At 59.2% G+C, this 14,324-nt stretch carries 11 protein-coding genes; 5 read left to right on the top strand and 6 right to left on the bottom strand.

Annotated features, from left to right (window positions below; all coding sequences use genetic code 11):
* Positions 1-3: 3 nt before the first annotated feature.
* The 5 genes from NWV16_RS05075 to NWV16_RS05055 all read right to left on the bottom strand — a co-directional run bounded on the left by NWV16_RS05075 (position 4) and on the right by NWV16_RS05055 (position 4,911).
* Positions 4-750, bottom strand: a complete 747-nt coding sequence (locus tag NWV16_RS05075) for a FadR/GntR family transcriptional regulator (protein ID WP_260522207.1) — start codon at positions 748-750, stop codon at positions 4-6.
* Between the two features lie 129 nt (positions 751-879).
* Positions 880-2,607: an ABC transporter ATP-binding protein/permease gene (locus NWV16_RS05070; RefSeq protein WP_260522206.1), complete on the bottom strand. Its 1,728-nt coding sequence runs from the start codon at positions 2,605-2,607 to the stop codon at positions 880-882.
* Between the two features lie 96 nt (positions 2,608-2,703).
* Positions 2,704-3,264: a response regulator transcription factor gene (locus tag NWV16_RS05065; protein WP_065261803.1), complete on the bottom strand. Its 561-nt coding sequence runs from the start codon at positions 3,262-3,264 to the stop codon at positions 2,704-2,706.
* Positions 3,257-4,519: an ATP-binding protein gene (locus NWV16_RS05060; protein ID WP_065261802.1), complete on the bottom strand. Its 1,263-nt coding sequence runs from the start codon at positions 4,517-4,519 to the stop codon at positions 3,257-3,259. Before NWV16_RS05060 ends, NWV16_RS05065 begins: the two co-directional genes overlap by 8 nt.
* 203 nt (positions 4,520-4,722) lie before the next feature.
* Positions 4,723-4,911: a hypothetical protein gene (locus NWV16_RS05055; protein ID WP_260522205.1), complete on the bottom strand. Its 189-nt coding sequence runs from the start codon at positions 4,909-4,911 to the stop codon at positions 4,723-4,725.
* Between the two features lie 248 nt (positions 4,912-5,159).
* Here NWV16_RS05055 and NWV16_RS05050 point away from each other — a divergent pair, with 248 nt between their 5' ends.
* The gene (locus tag NWV16_RS05050; protein ID WP_260522204.1) at positions 5,160-5,879 is read left to right on the top strand and encodes an SIMPL domain-containing protein; all 720 of its coding nucleotides are present in this window, start codon (positions 5,160-5,162) and stop codon (positions 5,877-5,879) included.
* A 184-nt stretch (positions 5,880-6,063) separates the two neighbouring features.
* On the opposite strand, the gene NWV16_RS05045 is transcribed toward NWV16_RS05050, so the two are convergent.
* Positions 6,064-6,423: a DUF6124 family protein gene (locus NWV16_RS05045; protein WP_260522203.1), complete on the bottom strand. Its 360-nt coding sequence runs from the start codon at positions 6,421-6,423 to the stop codon at positions 6,064-6,066.
* Between the two features lie 891 nt (positions 6,424-7,314).
* Here NWV16_RS05045 and NWV16_RS05040 point away from each other — a divergent pair.
* From NWV16_RS05040 to NWV16_RS05025, 4 genes are all read left to right on the top strand, one after another.
* Entirely contained in the window at positions 7,315-8,916 is a 1,602-nt protein-coding gene (locus tag NWV16_RS05040; RefSeq protein WP_260522202.1) for an ABC transporter substrate-binding protein, read from the top strand.
* Between the two features lie 260 nt (positions 8,917-9,176).
* Positions 9,177-10,799: an ABC transporter substrate-binding protein gene (locus tag NWV16_RS05035; protein ID WP_260522201.1), complete on the top strand. Its 1,623-nt coding sequence runs from the start codon at positions 9,177-9,179 to the stop codon at positions 10,797-10,799.
* 295 nt (positions 10,800-11,094) lie between these two features.
* Positions 11,095-12,693, top strand: a complete 1,599-nt coding sequence (locus NWV16_RS05030) for an ABC transporter substrate-binding protein (RefSeq protein WP_260522200.1) — start codon at positions 11,095-11,097, stop codon at positions 12,691-12,693.
* A gap of 178 nt (positions 12,694-12,871) precedes the next feature.
* The gene (locus tag NWV16_RS05025; protein WP_260522199.1) at positions 12,872-14,284 is read left to right on the top strand and encodes an OprD family porin; all 1,413 of its coding nucleotides are present in this window, start codon (positions 12,872-12,874) and stop codon (positions 14,282-14,284) included.
* Positions 14,285-14,324: the final 40 nt, after the last annotated feature.

Below are 14,324 nucleotides of genomic sequence, written 5' to 3'. Positions count from 1 at the left end.
CCATCAGCCCTGAGCCTGCGCCTCTTCATGCGCCTGACGCAGCCGTTCGCGGCTGTTGGTCAGGTGCAGGCGCATGGCCGCGCGGGCGGCATCGGCATCCTGACGGGCGATAGCCTCGTAGATTTCTTCGTGCTCGCGGCTCAGGCGATTCATGTAGTGCTGCTGATCATCATGGGCCAGACGCGCCGAGTTCAGCCGCGTACGCGGAATGATGCTGGTGCCCAGGTGAGTCATGATGTCGGTGAAGTAGCGATTGCCGGTGGCCAGCGCGATTTGCAGGTGGAACTGGAAGTCCGACGCCACCGCATCGCTGGCATGGGCCACGCTTTCGTTCAGTGCATCGAGAGCGGCGCGCATCGCGGCCAGTTGCTCGGTGCTGCGACGCTGTGCGGCGAGACCGGCGGATTCGACTTCCAGGCTGATACGGAATTCGAGAATCGCCAGCACATCACGCAGGGTGACCACGGTGGCCGGGTCGATCCGGAAACCGCTCGGGCTCGGGGTGTCGAGCACGAAGGTGCCGATGCCGTGGCGGGTTTCGACCTGCCCCGCAGCCTGCAGCCGGGAAATCGCCTCGCGTACTACGGTGCGGCTGACGCCATGGGCTTCCATGATCGCCGACTCGGTAGGCAACTTGTCGCCACGCTTGAGCAGACCGTCGCGGATCTGCTCGGTCAGCACCGTCACCAGTTCCTGTGCCAGGCTGCGGCGCTTGCGAGGGAGGCGCGGGGTGTCGATCGGGGTTTCCATGGTCTGCGGTTGTCTCGAAAATTCAGCGGGAGGGGCATCATAGCCCAAGGGAGTTGTACGATCACTCGGCACACACACTGCAGATATTGTGGGAGCTGGCTTGCCAGCTCCCACAGGTTCCGAGTGAGGTCACGCGGTCACGGTCTGCTCGACCAGATGCCCGCTGTCGATCCGCACATGTCGTGGATGGAAACGCTTGAGGCTGCTGCGATGGCCGACGCTGACGATGCTCAGGCCCGGCAACTGATCGATCAGCGCCTGATACAGCGTGGCCTCGTCTTCTTCGTCCATCGCCGACGTCGCTTCGTCCATGTACAGCCAGTGCGGCGCATAAAGCAGCGCACGGGCAAAGGCCAGTCGTTGCTGCTCACCCGGCGAAAGCATGCGCTGCCAGTGATTGGCTTCGTCCAGTCGTGCCACCAGATGCGGCAGACGGCAGGTTTCCAGCACTTGTGCATAATGCTCCGGCGCGTAGGTGTCGCCCGGCTGTGGATAACTCAAGGCTTCGCGCAAGGTGCCGATCGGCAGATACGGCTTTTGTGGCAGGAACAGATAACGTGCCGCCGGCAGGCGGATACTGCCGTGCCCTGCCGGCCACAAGTGCCCCATCGCCCGCAGCAATGTCGACTTGCCGCTGCCGGACCGGCCGCTGAGCATCACCCGGTCGCCCGGCTCAACGGTCATGTCGGCGCTGGTCAGCAGATGACGACCGTCGGCGAGATTCAGGCCGAGGTTGTGCACTTTCAGCTCGCTGCCCTGATTCTGTACGTCAATGGCCGGTGCACGTTCTTCGTTGTCGGTCATGGCCTGACGGAAACTCAGCAGACGATCACAGGTGGCACGCCAGGCGGCCAGTTCCGAATAGGCACTGATGAACCAGCTGAAGTTTTCCTGCACATTGCCGAATGCCGAATTGATTTGCATCAGTTCACCCAGCTCGATCTTGCCTGCCAGGTAACGCGGCGCTGCAACGATGAACGGGAAAATGATCGCGATCTGGCCGTAACCCGAGGTGAAAAACGTCAGGCGCTTGGAGACCCGCATGATGTCCCAGAAGTTGTGCCAGACCAGACCGAAGCGGCTGCTCAAGCGACGGTTTTCGTTGGGCTCGCCGTTGTACAGCGCAATGCTCTCGGCATTTTCGCGCACACGCACCATGGAGAAACGCAAGTCGGCTTCAAAGCGTTGTTGTTGGTTGTTCAGGCCGATCAGACGCCGACCGATCAAGTGTGCCAGCCAACTGCCGACCGCCGCATACAACAGCGCACACCAGAACATGTAGCCGGGAATCTCGACGCCGAACACCTCGATGCTGCCGGACACCCCCCACAGAATGATCGAGAAGGACACCAGGCTGACCACCGTGCGGATCAACCCCAGCCCGAGGCTCAGGGTGTTGGCGGTGAAGGTATTGAGGTCTTCGGAGATCCGCTGGTCGGGGTTGTCGGTGTAGCCGCCCTGCTCCAGCTGGTAGTAATTCTTGTGGCCAAGCCAGCGTTTGAAATGGTTCTCGGTGAGCCATGCCCGCCAGCGGATGGTCAGCATCTGCGTCAGGTACAGGCGATACACCACGCCCAGGATGGCTACCGTGGCGATACCGCAGAAATACAGGATCAACTGCCAGAACGCCGCCTCATCCTTCTTTTGCAGGGCGTTGTAGAAGTCCTTGTACCAACTGTTGATCCACACCGAGATCGCCACGCTGAACAGCGAAAGGGCAATCACGGCAATCAGCAATGTCCAGGCCTTGCCCTTCTCTTCGCTGCGCCAGTAAGGCGTGGTCATGGCCCACACCTTGCGAAAAAACTGCCCGCGCACAGCATCGTTGACCGCGGAATATTCAGCGTTCTGATTCATGGATAAGGCTCGATAAAGAAAAGAACAGACACGCACCGATCATAGTTGATCGGTGCGCTTTATCGCGAGAGCGGGCAATGGCCGTTCAGCGCCGGTTCAGCGACGAACCGGGCGTTTCTGCAACTTGCGCTGCAAGGTGCGGCGGTGCATGCCCAGGGCGCGGGCAGTGGCGGAAATGTTGCCTTCGTGTTCGGTCAGCACTCGCTGGATGTGTTCCCACTGCAGGCGATCCACCGACATCGGGTTCTCCGGCACCAGGCTGTCGAGGTCGGCGTGTTCGGACAGCAGCGCCGCCAGCACATCGTCGGCGTCCGCCGGTTTGCACAGGTAGTTGCAGGCGCCGCGCTTGATCGCTTCGACTGCGGTGGCAATGCTCGAATAACCGGTGAGGATCACCACGCGCATTTCCGGGTCCAGCTCCAGCAGTTTGGGCAGCAGCACCAGACCGGAATCGCCGTCCATTTTCAGATCGAGCGCTGCATAGTCCGGCAGATCGGCCTGGGCGATGGTCAGGCCTTCTTCGGCGGAACTGGCGGTGCTGACGCGAAAACCACGGCGAGCCATGGCCCGAGCCATTACCCGGGTGAAGGTCGCATCGTCATCGACCAGCAGCAAATGCGGCAGTTCTTCGCCTTCGACTTGGATTTCGTCACTCATGTTGCTCTCCTCGGACGCCGTGGGGCAGGCGCAGCTCGGTGAGCGTGCCGCCTTCCTCATGACTATAGAGTTTCACTGAGCCGCCGGCGCGTGTCACGCTGGCCTTGCTCAAAAACAGGCCCAGGCCGAAGCCCTTGCCCTTGGTGGTAAAAAACGGTTTGCCAATTTGCTCGGCTATTACCAGCGGCACGCCGGCGCCGTGGTCGCGAATACTGATGGTCAGGTATTCCGTGTCCCAGTCCAGGGTGACCTGAAGGTTATCCGGGCAGGCATCGGCGGCGTTGTTCAACAGATTCAACAAGGCCTGGGTCAGATCCGGCGGTGGTGCGACACGGGGCAACGGCCCCTGACCCAGACGCTGGAAGCGGTAACTGGCCTCGGGACGCATCAAGTGCCAGCGGTTGAGGGCTTCGTCGAGCCAGTCGGTGACGTCCTGCATCTCCACCGCCATCCGGCGATTGGCCTCGGCGGCGCGCACCAGTTGTTGCAGGGTTTCCTTGCAGAGTTTGACCTGATCCTTCAACACCTTCAGGTCTTCCTGAAGCATCGGGTCGTGGTGATCCTGCTGCATTTCGTTGAGCAACACGCTCATGGTTGCCAGCGGCGTGCCCAGTTCATGGGCGGCACCGGCGGCTTGGGTCGCCACGGCCAGCAGTTGCTGATCACGCAGGCCTTCTTCACGGCGGATCGCTCGCAATTCTTCCTGCCGGCGCAGCTCTTCAGCCATGCGCGCGGCAAAGAAGGTAATCACCGCTGCCGCCAGCGCGAAGCTCAGCCACATGCCGTAGATCTGCAGGTTTTCCCGCGCTACCGGCAGGGTTTCCAGCGGATAGAAATGCGTCAGCATCAGCGTATACAGAGCCAGCGCAATGCCGGACAGCAACACCGAATAACGCCATGGCAGCGTCACTGCGGCGATGGTCAGCGGCACCAGATAGTACGAAACGAACGGGTTTGTCGAACCACCGGAGAAGTACAACAAGGCGCTGTGGATAAACAGGTCGCAGGCCAGTTGCAGCGCGTATTCAAGTTCAGTGACCGGCCACGAAGTGCGCAGGCGCACGGCGGTGAACACACACAGCAGAATCGAACAGCCGAGGGTCATCACCAGTTGCACCCACGGCAACGGCAACAGCTCCAGCCAGTAGGCCAGGCCCACGGAACCGGCCTGCGCGGCCAGCACCAGGGTGCGAATGAAAGTCAGCCGCCAGAGGTTCTGGCGAGTGGCGGAAGTCAGTTGTACGGGGGCGAGCATGAGCTCTCCTGATGAGCGCTCCAGGCGGATCGCACGGAGTATAACCAAGGCGCGGGCTTGAGAGGCGAAAGTGCGGCAAACGACCACATGGCGCAAAGTTTTTCTGCGGCTATAAGGGTGGCCACCGGCATTGCACACGGCGGCCTGATACTCAAAAAATCAGCGATCTGTTCCCGATTACCGGTTTGCAGGATCAGTCGATTTCACATCCCGTACGTTTGTTGATTAATCAATCCCTGCACGCAACTCCACCCTTCATTCTCTGACCCAAAGGGGCCGCCCACCTGATTGCCATTGAAGTAAACCCAATACGACCAACTGCCGGGACCCCGTTCCTGGAGCTGGACTGAATAGCCTCGACCTTTTGCATCGGCTTGTTCTTGTGCGTTCATTTTCAATTTCCTTATTCGCAATTGTCGTGTTTGAAGCCGAGTGAAATGACGGCTCACAAACATGCTCAATCTGCCGGCGAAATCCGTCTACTGTCAGAACCAACAGGTATCCCGTTTTATACGACGGGCGGTGCACGCTCGCATCTGTATAGAAGTTGTAACTGGGCGAACCGGATCATAAAAGCTAGAGTCTGATGGTTTCACGCAGGCCCCCGAACCATCACCTGCGCCCTCATCAAGGAGCTTTCATGCACACATTTCGCCGCAGCGCCGCCCTTCTCGCCCTGACCGTCGGCAGCGTCGCCAGCCTTCCGGCCCTGGCCGCCGATGAGCTGCACTACAACCAGATTTCCCTGCGCGCCGAAGTCAGCCAGGAAGTGGCCCGCGACCTGATGATCGTGACCCTCTACACCGAAGAGCAAAACACTGATCCGGCCAAACTCGCTGCCGACATCAGCACCACCATGAACAAGGCACTGGCCCAGGCCAAACAGGTGAAAGACATCACCCTGCGCCAGGGCAGTCGCAACAGCTACCCGATCTACGACACCAAGGGCCAGAAAATCACCGGCTGGCGCGAACGCGCCGAACTGCGTCTGGAAAGTACCGACTTCGCCGCCCTGTCCAAACTCACCGGCGAACTGCTGACCGAAATGAAAATGGGCGGCATGGACTTCGCCATCGCCGACCCGACCCGCAAGGCCAGCGAAGACAATCTGCTGAAAGAAGCCGTCACTGCCTTCAAGGCCCGCGCCCAACTGGCCACCGACGCCCTGGGCGGCAAGGGCTACAAAATCGTCAACATGAACCTCAACAGCAATGGCTACCCGCAACCGTACATGCGCGCCCCGATGATGATGAAAGCGGCCGCTGGCATGGACGCTGCGCCGGTCACGCCTGAAGTCGAAGCAGGCACCAGCCAGGTCAGCCTGACCGCCGACGGTTCGATCGAAGTGTTGATGCAGTGATTGAGTGACAGCTGAATGAAAACCGGCGATCAGTGATGAACGCCGGTTTTTTTGTGCCCGGGATTTGAGTTGTCAGCTCTGCCGTCATCGCTGGCAAGACAGCTCCCACCGGTTCTGTGGATTTATTCAAATCGCGCACGACCCTGTGGGAGCGGGCTTGCCCGCAATGAACGACGACGCGGTCTCAAGCTCTCGGATCAACCCGGTCCAGCGCACGGTTCACCGCCAACTCGGCCAGCATGATGATCTGCTGAATACCCAGTGCCGTACTGCGCTGCGAACCGCTGAGTTCATTGGCAAAATTGCTGGCGATGGTACTGGCCGACGCCAGGGATTCGCAGGCGTTGACCAACAGGCTTTCGGTGTCGACGTTGGGCGTGACCATATACATCGTGCTCGGGCGCGGTTTGGAAGGGTTGGGGCACAGGTAATAGTCGAGGGCGCGTTTGATGGCTTCGCGGTTGCGGGCGAGGTCTTCGGCGCGCATGGCTTCTTCGAGGGGGGTGGGTGATTCGAGGGGTGGGTCGGGTATCAGCTTATCCATGTAGCAATTTCTCCAAGTTATGGAGCCACTTTTTCCCGATCTCACTCGAAGAAGAGGTGGCAGCTATGTACGGGGTGAGATCACCGGTATGGACACCCGGCAGGACATTCGTCCACCCGCACACAGCCGCCATAAAGAATCGCTGACAGTCTAAGCTGGCGGCGATTATGAAGGGGCTCGTACAAGTATCCAAATGAATCGCCGGGATCTCACTCCCGGTCGCTGAATTGGCAGCGACAACCAAAGACTAGAGACCGCACTTCCGACGGACAACCTGAAAACACTGTGGGAAGGTTCTGTAAATCCCACACATCTTTAAACATTCGAAAATGGAACGCGGAGCGTCCCGGGCGGCGCTCCCACGCGGAGTGGACTGACCCCCACAAGATCTGGTCGGCTGTCAGGCCTCCATCGCCAGCAGGCTGGCTCCCACAGGAAAGCAGTTCGCTTTCCGCTTCCTACCACTTAACACGATGAGCGTTAGCTCGAGTACCGCTTTTGACGTGACGGCCCCTTCGGCAGGCTGAGTGGAGGGATTCATCCGGGGGTGGGAGCGCAGCGACCGTTTGGCGAAGCCAAACACATCGAGAGGAGGTGCAGCGAAGCAAACCGTAGGCGATGCCCCCGGATGAATACCGTAACGAAGGAACCCCGAGCCCCAGCGAGGGGCCGTACGCCGGGGCCCAGACCTTTGGTTACTTTGGGGCGTTTGCCAAAGTGACCCGCCGTAAGGGCGGAACCATAAGCCGCAACACCCGAAGAAACGGATATGCCCAAAATCCCGCCAGATATACCGAGACAGACGCACCCCCTCAAAAAACGATATTTCCGAACACCCCCAAATCCCCGCTAACCTCAAGGAACAACCACCTCCAGACCCACGGGCCAGACATGCAAAGACCCACCCTAAAACCACTCCTGATCACCCTCGCCCTGACCGCCATAACCCCAATCGCCAACGCAGCAACAACCCTGGTCTACTGCTCCGAAGCCAGCCCCGCAGGCTTCGACCCCAGCCAATACACCAGCGGCACCGACTTCGACGCCTCCGCCGAAACCGTCTTCAACCGTCTCACCCAATTCAAACGCGGCGGCACCGAAGTCGAACCCGGTCTGGCCACAAGCTGGGACGTAACCCCGGACGGCCTCCAGTACACCTTCCACCTGCGCCAGAACGTAAAATTCCACACCACGGATTACTTCACCCCCACCCGCCCCTTCAACGCCGACGACGTCCTGTTCACCTTCCAGCGCCTGCTCGACCCGGACAACGCCTTTCGCAAGGCCTACCCCGCCGAGTCCCCGTACTTCACCGACATGGACCTGAACACCACGATCAAGTCGGTGGAAAAACTCGACGACAACACCGTACGTTTCAACCTGAACAACGTCGACGCCGCGTTCGTGCAAAACCTCGCCATGAGCTTCGCCTCGGTGCAATCGGCCGAATATGGCGCGCAGTTGCTGAAGGAAGGCAAAGCAGCAGATATCAACCAGAAACCGGTCGGTACCGGCCCGTTCGTGTTCAAGCGTTACCAGAAGGATTCGCAGATCCGCTACGCGGCGAACAAGGACTACTGGAAACCCGAAGATGTAAAAATCGACAACCTTGTGTTCTCGATCACCCCGGATGCCGCTGTCCGTCTGCAGAAGCTCAAGACCGGCGAATGCCAGGTCAGCGGCTACCCGCGCCCGGCCGACATCGAAGTGATGGAGAAAGACCCGAACCTGCGCGTGTTGAAGCAGGCCGGCTTCAACCTCGGCTTCCTCGCCTACAACACCACGCATCCGCCGCTGGATCAGCTGAAAGTGCGTCAGGCCCTGGACATGGCCATCGACAAACCGGCGATCATCAAAGCCGTCTATCAGAGTGCCGGGCAACTGGCGCAGAACGCCTTGCCACCTGCGCAATGGTCCTATGACCCGAATATCAAGGACGCACCGTACAACCCTGAAAAAGCCAAGGCGCTACTCAAGGAAGCCGGGGTTGCACCGGGTACAACTATCAATCTCTGGGCGATGACCGTGCAGCGCGCTTCCAACCCGAATGCGCGGATGTCGGCGCAGATGATCCAGCAGGACTGGGAGAAGATCGGCATCAAGGCCAACATCGTCAGCTATGAATGGGGCGAGTACATCAAGCGCGCCAAAAATGGCGAACACGACGCGATGATCTATGGCTGGACCGGTGACAACGGCGACCCCGACAACTGGCTGGGCGTGCTTTACAGCTGCGCCGCCGTCAAGGGCAGCAACTACGCCAAGTGGTGCGATCCGGCCTACGACAAACTGGTGCAACAGGCCAAGGTGTCTACCGATAAATCGCAACGGGTAAAACTGTATCAACAGGCGCAACGGATCCTTAAACAGCAGGTGCCGATCACGCCAATCGCCAACTCCACGGTGTTCCAGCCACTGCGCAAGGAAGTCACCGACTTCAGGATCAGCCCGTTCGGTCTAACCCCGTTCTATGGCGTGGGTATAAATAAGTAACACCCGGCCCCGATCCGGCGCACACATCGTGACCAATGCACCGTTTTGGGGCTCGGTTTGCACCGTAAAAACCGGGCGCAAACGGTTAAATGCGTCAAAAGTTATACAGATGCGACATTAAGGTACGTTCGTGCCACGCTTTGACGCCGCCGGGCGCTCTGGATCTTGCATTGGGTATGGGCCCTGCATAAGTATCCGCAGGCACGACTCACGAGGTCGTACCTCAATATTAAAAAATGACAACAAATCATGAGGCCAACATGCTTAAACACGCGGTCATTCCGTTTTTAGTCGGCGCAGGCTTGTTAGCCTCCGCACCTTTCGCTTCCGCTGCGACTAACCTGGTGTTCTGCTCCGAAGGCAGCCCGGCCGGTTTCGACCCAGGCCAATACACCACCGGAACCGACTTCGACGCCTCAGCCGAAACCATGTTCAACCGTCTGACCCAGTTCGAGCGTGGCGGCACCGCCGTGACTCCTGGGCTGGCGACCAGCTGGGACATCTCCCCGGACGGCCTGACCTACACCTTCCACCTGCGTGAAGGCGTGAAGTTCCACACCACCCCGTATTTCAAGCCGACTCGTGAGTTCAACGCCGACGACGTGCTGTTCACCTTCAATCGCATGATTAACAAGGATGACCCGTTCCGTAAGGCGTACCCGACCGAATTCCCGTACTTCACCGACATGGGGATGGATACCAACATCACCAAGATCGATAAAGTCGACGACCACACCGTCAAGTTCACCCTGAAAGAAGTCGACGCCGCGTTCATCCAGAACATGGCCATGAGCTTCGCTTCGATTCAGTCCGCCGAGTACGCAGCCCAGCTGCTGAAGGAAGGCAAGGCGGCCGACATCAACCAGAAGCCGATCGGCACTGGTCCGTTCGTGTTCAAGAGCTACCAGAAAGACTCCAACATCCGTTACACCGGCAACAAGGATTACTGGAACCCTAAAGATGTGAAGATCGACAACCTGATCTTCGCCATCACCACCGACCCGTCGGTACGTATCCAGAAGCTGAAGAAGAACGAGTGCCAGGTCACCCTGTTCCCGCGTCCGGCCGACCTCGCGGCACTGAAAGCCGACCCTGCGTTGAAGATGCCTGACCAGGCCGGTTTCAACCTGGGCTATATCGCTTACAACGTGATGGATAAGGTCAAGGGCAGCAACGAGCCGAACCCGCTGGCCGACCTGCGCGTTCGCCAGGCGCTGGACATGGCTGTGAACAAGCCACAGATCATCGACTCGGTTTACCAGGGCGCGGGCCAGCTGGCCGTCAACGCCATGCCGCCAACCCAGTGGTCCTACGACACCACCATCAAGGACGCCAAGTACGATCCCGAGAAAGCCAAGGAGCTGCTCAAGGAAGCCGGCGTCAAGGAAGGCACCGAGATCGTCCTGTGGGCGATGCCGGTGCAGCGTCCGTACAACCCGAACGCCAAACTGATGGCCGAAATGCTCCAGTCCGACTGGAAGAAGATCGGTCTGAACGTGAAGATCCAGAGCTATGAGTGGGGCGAGTACATCAAGCGTTCCAAAGGTGGCGAGAACCAGGCCATGATCATTGGCTGGAGCGGTGACAATGGTGATCCGGACAACTGGCTGAACGTGTTGTTCGGTTGCGACTCCCTGAGTGGCAACAACTTCTCCAAATGGTGCGACAAGAAATTCGACGGCCTCGTGAAAGAAGCCAAGCGCACCACCGACCAGGCCAAGCGCACCGAACTCTACAAAGAGGCGCAACACGTCCTGAAAGATGCAGTTCCCATGACACCTATCGCTCACTCGACGGTGTATCAACCCATGCGCGCCAACGTGCAGGACTTCAAGATCAGCCCGTTCGGCTTGAACTCCTTCTACGGCGTCAGCATCAAGTAAAAAACGCAGCGGCGACGTATTCAGCGTCGCCGCTGCTTTTTTCTGCCGAATAGTCAGGAATTTGCCTACATCCATTTCCACTTGGTCTGACCAGGTTGGTATCGGACGTGTCGCCTTTTCCTACGAGTCTTTAGGACTCAGCGCATTTACTGCCAGACCTGCGGCCCCTACCGTCAGGCTCTGACCAGTGACTGCGTGGGCTATCGGTTTGCTGCTGGATTGAGCTCAATGCGGCCACAACTTCCCTGGAAGGGATCGCGGCGCATTGAAAAACACTGAGACAAGAGGGAGCGTCATGCGCCACACCTTGGTTTTTTCCGCATTGCTGGGCGCCGGCCTGTTGGCCGCCACGTCCGCGAGTTTTGCCGCCAGCGACAGTCTGGTGTTCTGCTCCGAAGGCAGCCCGGCCGGTTTCGATACCGCGCAATACACGACCGCGACCGATAACGACGCCGCGGAGCCGCTGTACAACCGCCTGGCCGAATTCGAAAAAGGCGCGACCAATGTCGTACCGGGCCTGGCAACGCGCTGGGAGATTTCCGAGGATGGCCTCAAGTACACTTTTCACCTGCGTGAAGGGGTGAAATTTCATACAACGGCGTACTTCAAACCTACCCGCGATTTCAACGCCGACGACGTGCTGTTCACGTTTAACCGCATGCTCGATCCGCAGCAGCCTTTCCGTAAGGCTTATCCGACCGAGTTCCCGTATTTCAACGGGATGAGCCTCAACAAGAACATCGCCAAGGTCGAGAAGACCGGGCCACTGACCGTGGTGTTTACGCTCAACAGCGTCGACGCCGCGTTCATCCAGAACATCGCCATGAGCTTCGCCGCCATTCTGTCTGCCGAATACGCCGACAAACTGCTGGCCGAAGGCAAGCCGAGCGACATCAACCAGAAGCCGATCGGCACTGGCCCGTTCGTGTTCAAGAGCTATCAGAAAGACTCGAACATCCGCTACACCGGCAACCCGCATTACTGGGATCAGAGCCGGGTGAAGCTGAAGAACCTGATTTTCGCGATCAATACCGACGCCTCCGTGCGCGTGCAGAAGCTCAAGGCCGGCGAATGCCAGGTCACGCTGCATCCACGGCCGGCGGATGTGCCGGCACTGAAGAATGACGCGAAACTGCAACTGATCGAGAAGCCGGGCTTCAACCTCGGCTACATCGCCTACAACGTGCGCCACAAACCGTTCGACCAGCTCGAAGTGCGTCAGGCACTGGACATGGCGGTGAATAAACAGGGGATTCTCAACGCTGTTTATCAAGGCGCCGGCCAACTGGCGGTCAACGGCATGCCGCCGACCCAATGGTCTTACGACGACACCATCAAGGACGCCGCCTACAACCCGGAAAAAGCCAGGGAGTTGCTCAAGGCTGCCGGCGTCAAGGAAGGTACCGAAATCACCCTGTGGGCCATGCCGGTGCAGCGTCCGTACAACCCTAACGCCAAGCTGATGGCCGAAATGCTCCAGGCAGACTGGGCGAAGATCGGCCTGAAGGTGAAGATCGTCAGCTACGAATGGGGCGAGTACATCAAGCGCACCAAGAATGGCGAACACGACATCAGCCTGATCGGCTGGACCGGTGACAACGGGGATCCGGACAACTGGCTCGGCACGCTGTACAGCTGCGACGCCATTGGCGGCAACAACTATTCCATGTGGTGCGACCCGGCTTACGACAAGCTGATCAAAGAAGCCAAGGTCGTCACCGACCGCGACCAGCGCACCGTGCTCTACAAACAGGCCCAGCAGTTGCTCAAGCAGCAAGTGCCGATCACGCCTGTCGCCCACTCGACGGTCAACCAGCCGCTGAGCGCCAGGGTCGAAGGGTTCAAGGTCAGCCCCTTCGGCCGCAACGTGTTTTCGGGTGTCAGCATCGATTAAACCCATAACCGATTAGCCGCAATGCTGAGGAGGCCGTCTACCTCCTCACGCAAGCGCTTTGCCGAAATTTGCCGATCAGGCCTTTTGCAAACGTTTGCGATGTGTGAATGAGTTCTAAAACCAAAAACCGGCCCAACCAAAAAAGCCGGCATAAAAAGAAAGTAAAGGAGCTTCACCCATGAAACTGAGCAGCACCGCGATACTGGCCCTGGCCATCAGCAGCATCACCGCCACGGCGTTTGCCGAGGAACAGAGCCAGGCGTTCACCCCGGTGACCGTCAACGAGAAAAGCGCCCAGGCCGAGGCCACCGGTTTCCTCGAAGGTTCGAAGATCAGCGGCACGACCCGTAACTGGTACGCCAACGAGCAACTCAAGCGCGGCGGCAAGTTCACCTACCGCAAGGACGGCGTTGCGACCCCGACCGATCGCCGTATCAACTGGGTACAGGGCACCATCGTCAACTTCACTTCCGGTTTCACTCAGGGCACCGTGGGTGTCAGCACTGAAGTAGCCGCCTACAACGCCGTGGCCCTGGAGCGCGATCGCAAGTCCCTGGCCTCCAACAACGGCGGTGCGCCGGGTACACGTCCAGGCGCGGGCAACAACCGTACCCTGACCAAGGAAGGCGGTGACGCCGAAGGCCAGTGGAGCAAACTCGGCCTGGCCAACGTCAAGTTCCGCGTTTCCAACACCACCCTGACCGCCGGTCGCCAGAACTTCAGCACGCCGATCGTCGACACCATCGGCAACCGTGCGCTGCCTTCGAGCTTTGAAGGTGTGAGCCTGCACAGCGAAGAGCTGAACAACCTGTCGTTCGACGCCGGCAGCTTCGACCGCGTATCGCCGCGTACCGAAGAAAGCCTGTCGAAATTCCGCACCGAGTACAGCGCCAACGGCGCCGAAACCGATCGCGTGAGCATCGTCGGCCTGAACTACCAGCCGCTGCAGAGCCTGAAGACCAGCCTGTACGCCTCCAAGGCTGAAGACTTCTGGAACCAGTACTACTTCGGCGCCACCCACGAACTGGGTGACAGCAACGTCGTGAGCCTGACCACCGGCCTGAACTACTACAAGACCGTCGATACCGGCAAGAAAGAGATGGGTGAGATCGATAACGACACCTACTCGCTGTCGTTCGGCCTGACTCACCAGGCCCACAGCCTGACCTTCTCGTATCAGGCGATCAACGGTAACGAATACTTCGACTACCTGCACGAAACCAACGGCATCTACCTGGCCAACTCCCTGCTGTCGGACTTCAACGGCCCGAACGAGAAATCCTTCCAGGTCGCCTACGGTCTGAACATGGCCGAATACGGCGTGCCGGGCCTGAAGTTCAACATTTACCAGGCTCGCGGCTGGGGCATCGACGGTACTCACTACACCGGCACGGCGTATGACGTACGCAACATGGACGGCGAGCACCACTACGAATACGGCATCGGTGCCACCTACGCGGTACAGAGCGGCCCGCTCAAGGCAACCACCGTGCGTGCCACCTACACTGCCCACCGCGCCAGCGAAAACCAGGCGGACGGCAGCATCAACGAGTTCCGTCTCGTGACCACCGTACCGTTCAACATTCTGTAAAAACGCGGTCGACGGCTGACTCAGTGACGAGTCGGCCGTT

It is taken from the genome of Pseudomonas sp. BW7P1 (assembly GCF_024981055.1).
Lineage (GTDB): Bacteria > Pseudomonadota > Gammaproteobacteria > Pseudomonadales > Pseudomonadaceae > Aquipseudomonas > Aquipseudomonas bananamidigenes.
Note: the sequence above shows the minus strand (reverse complement) of the source record. Positions and strands in the feature narration are given on the sequence as shown.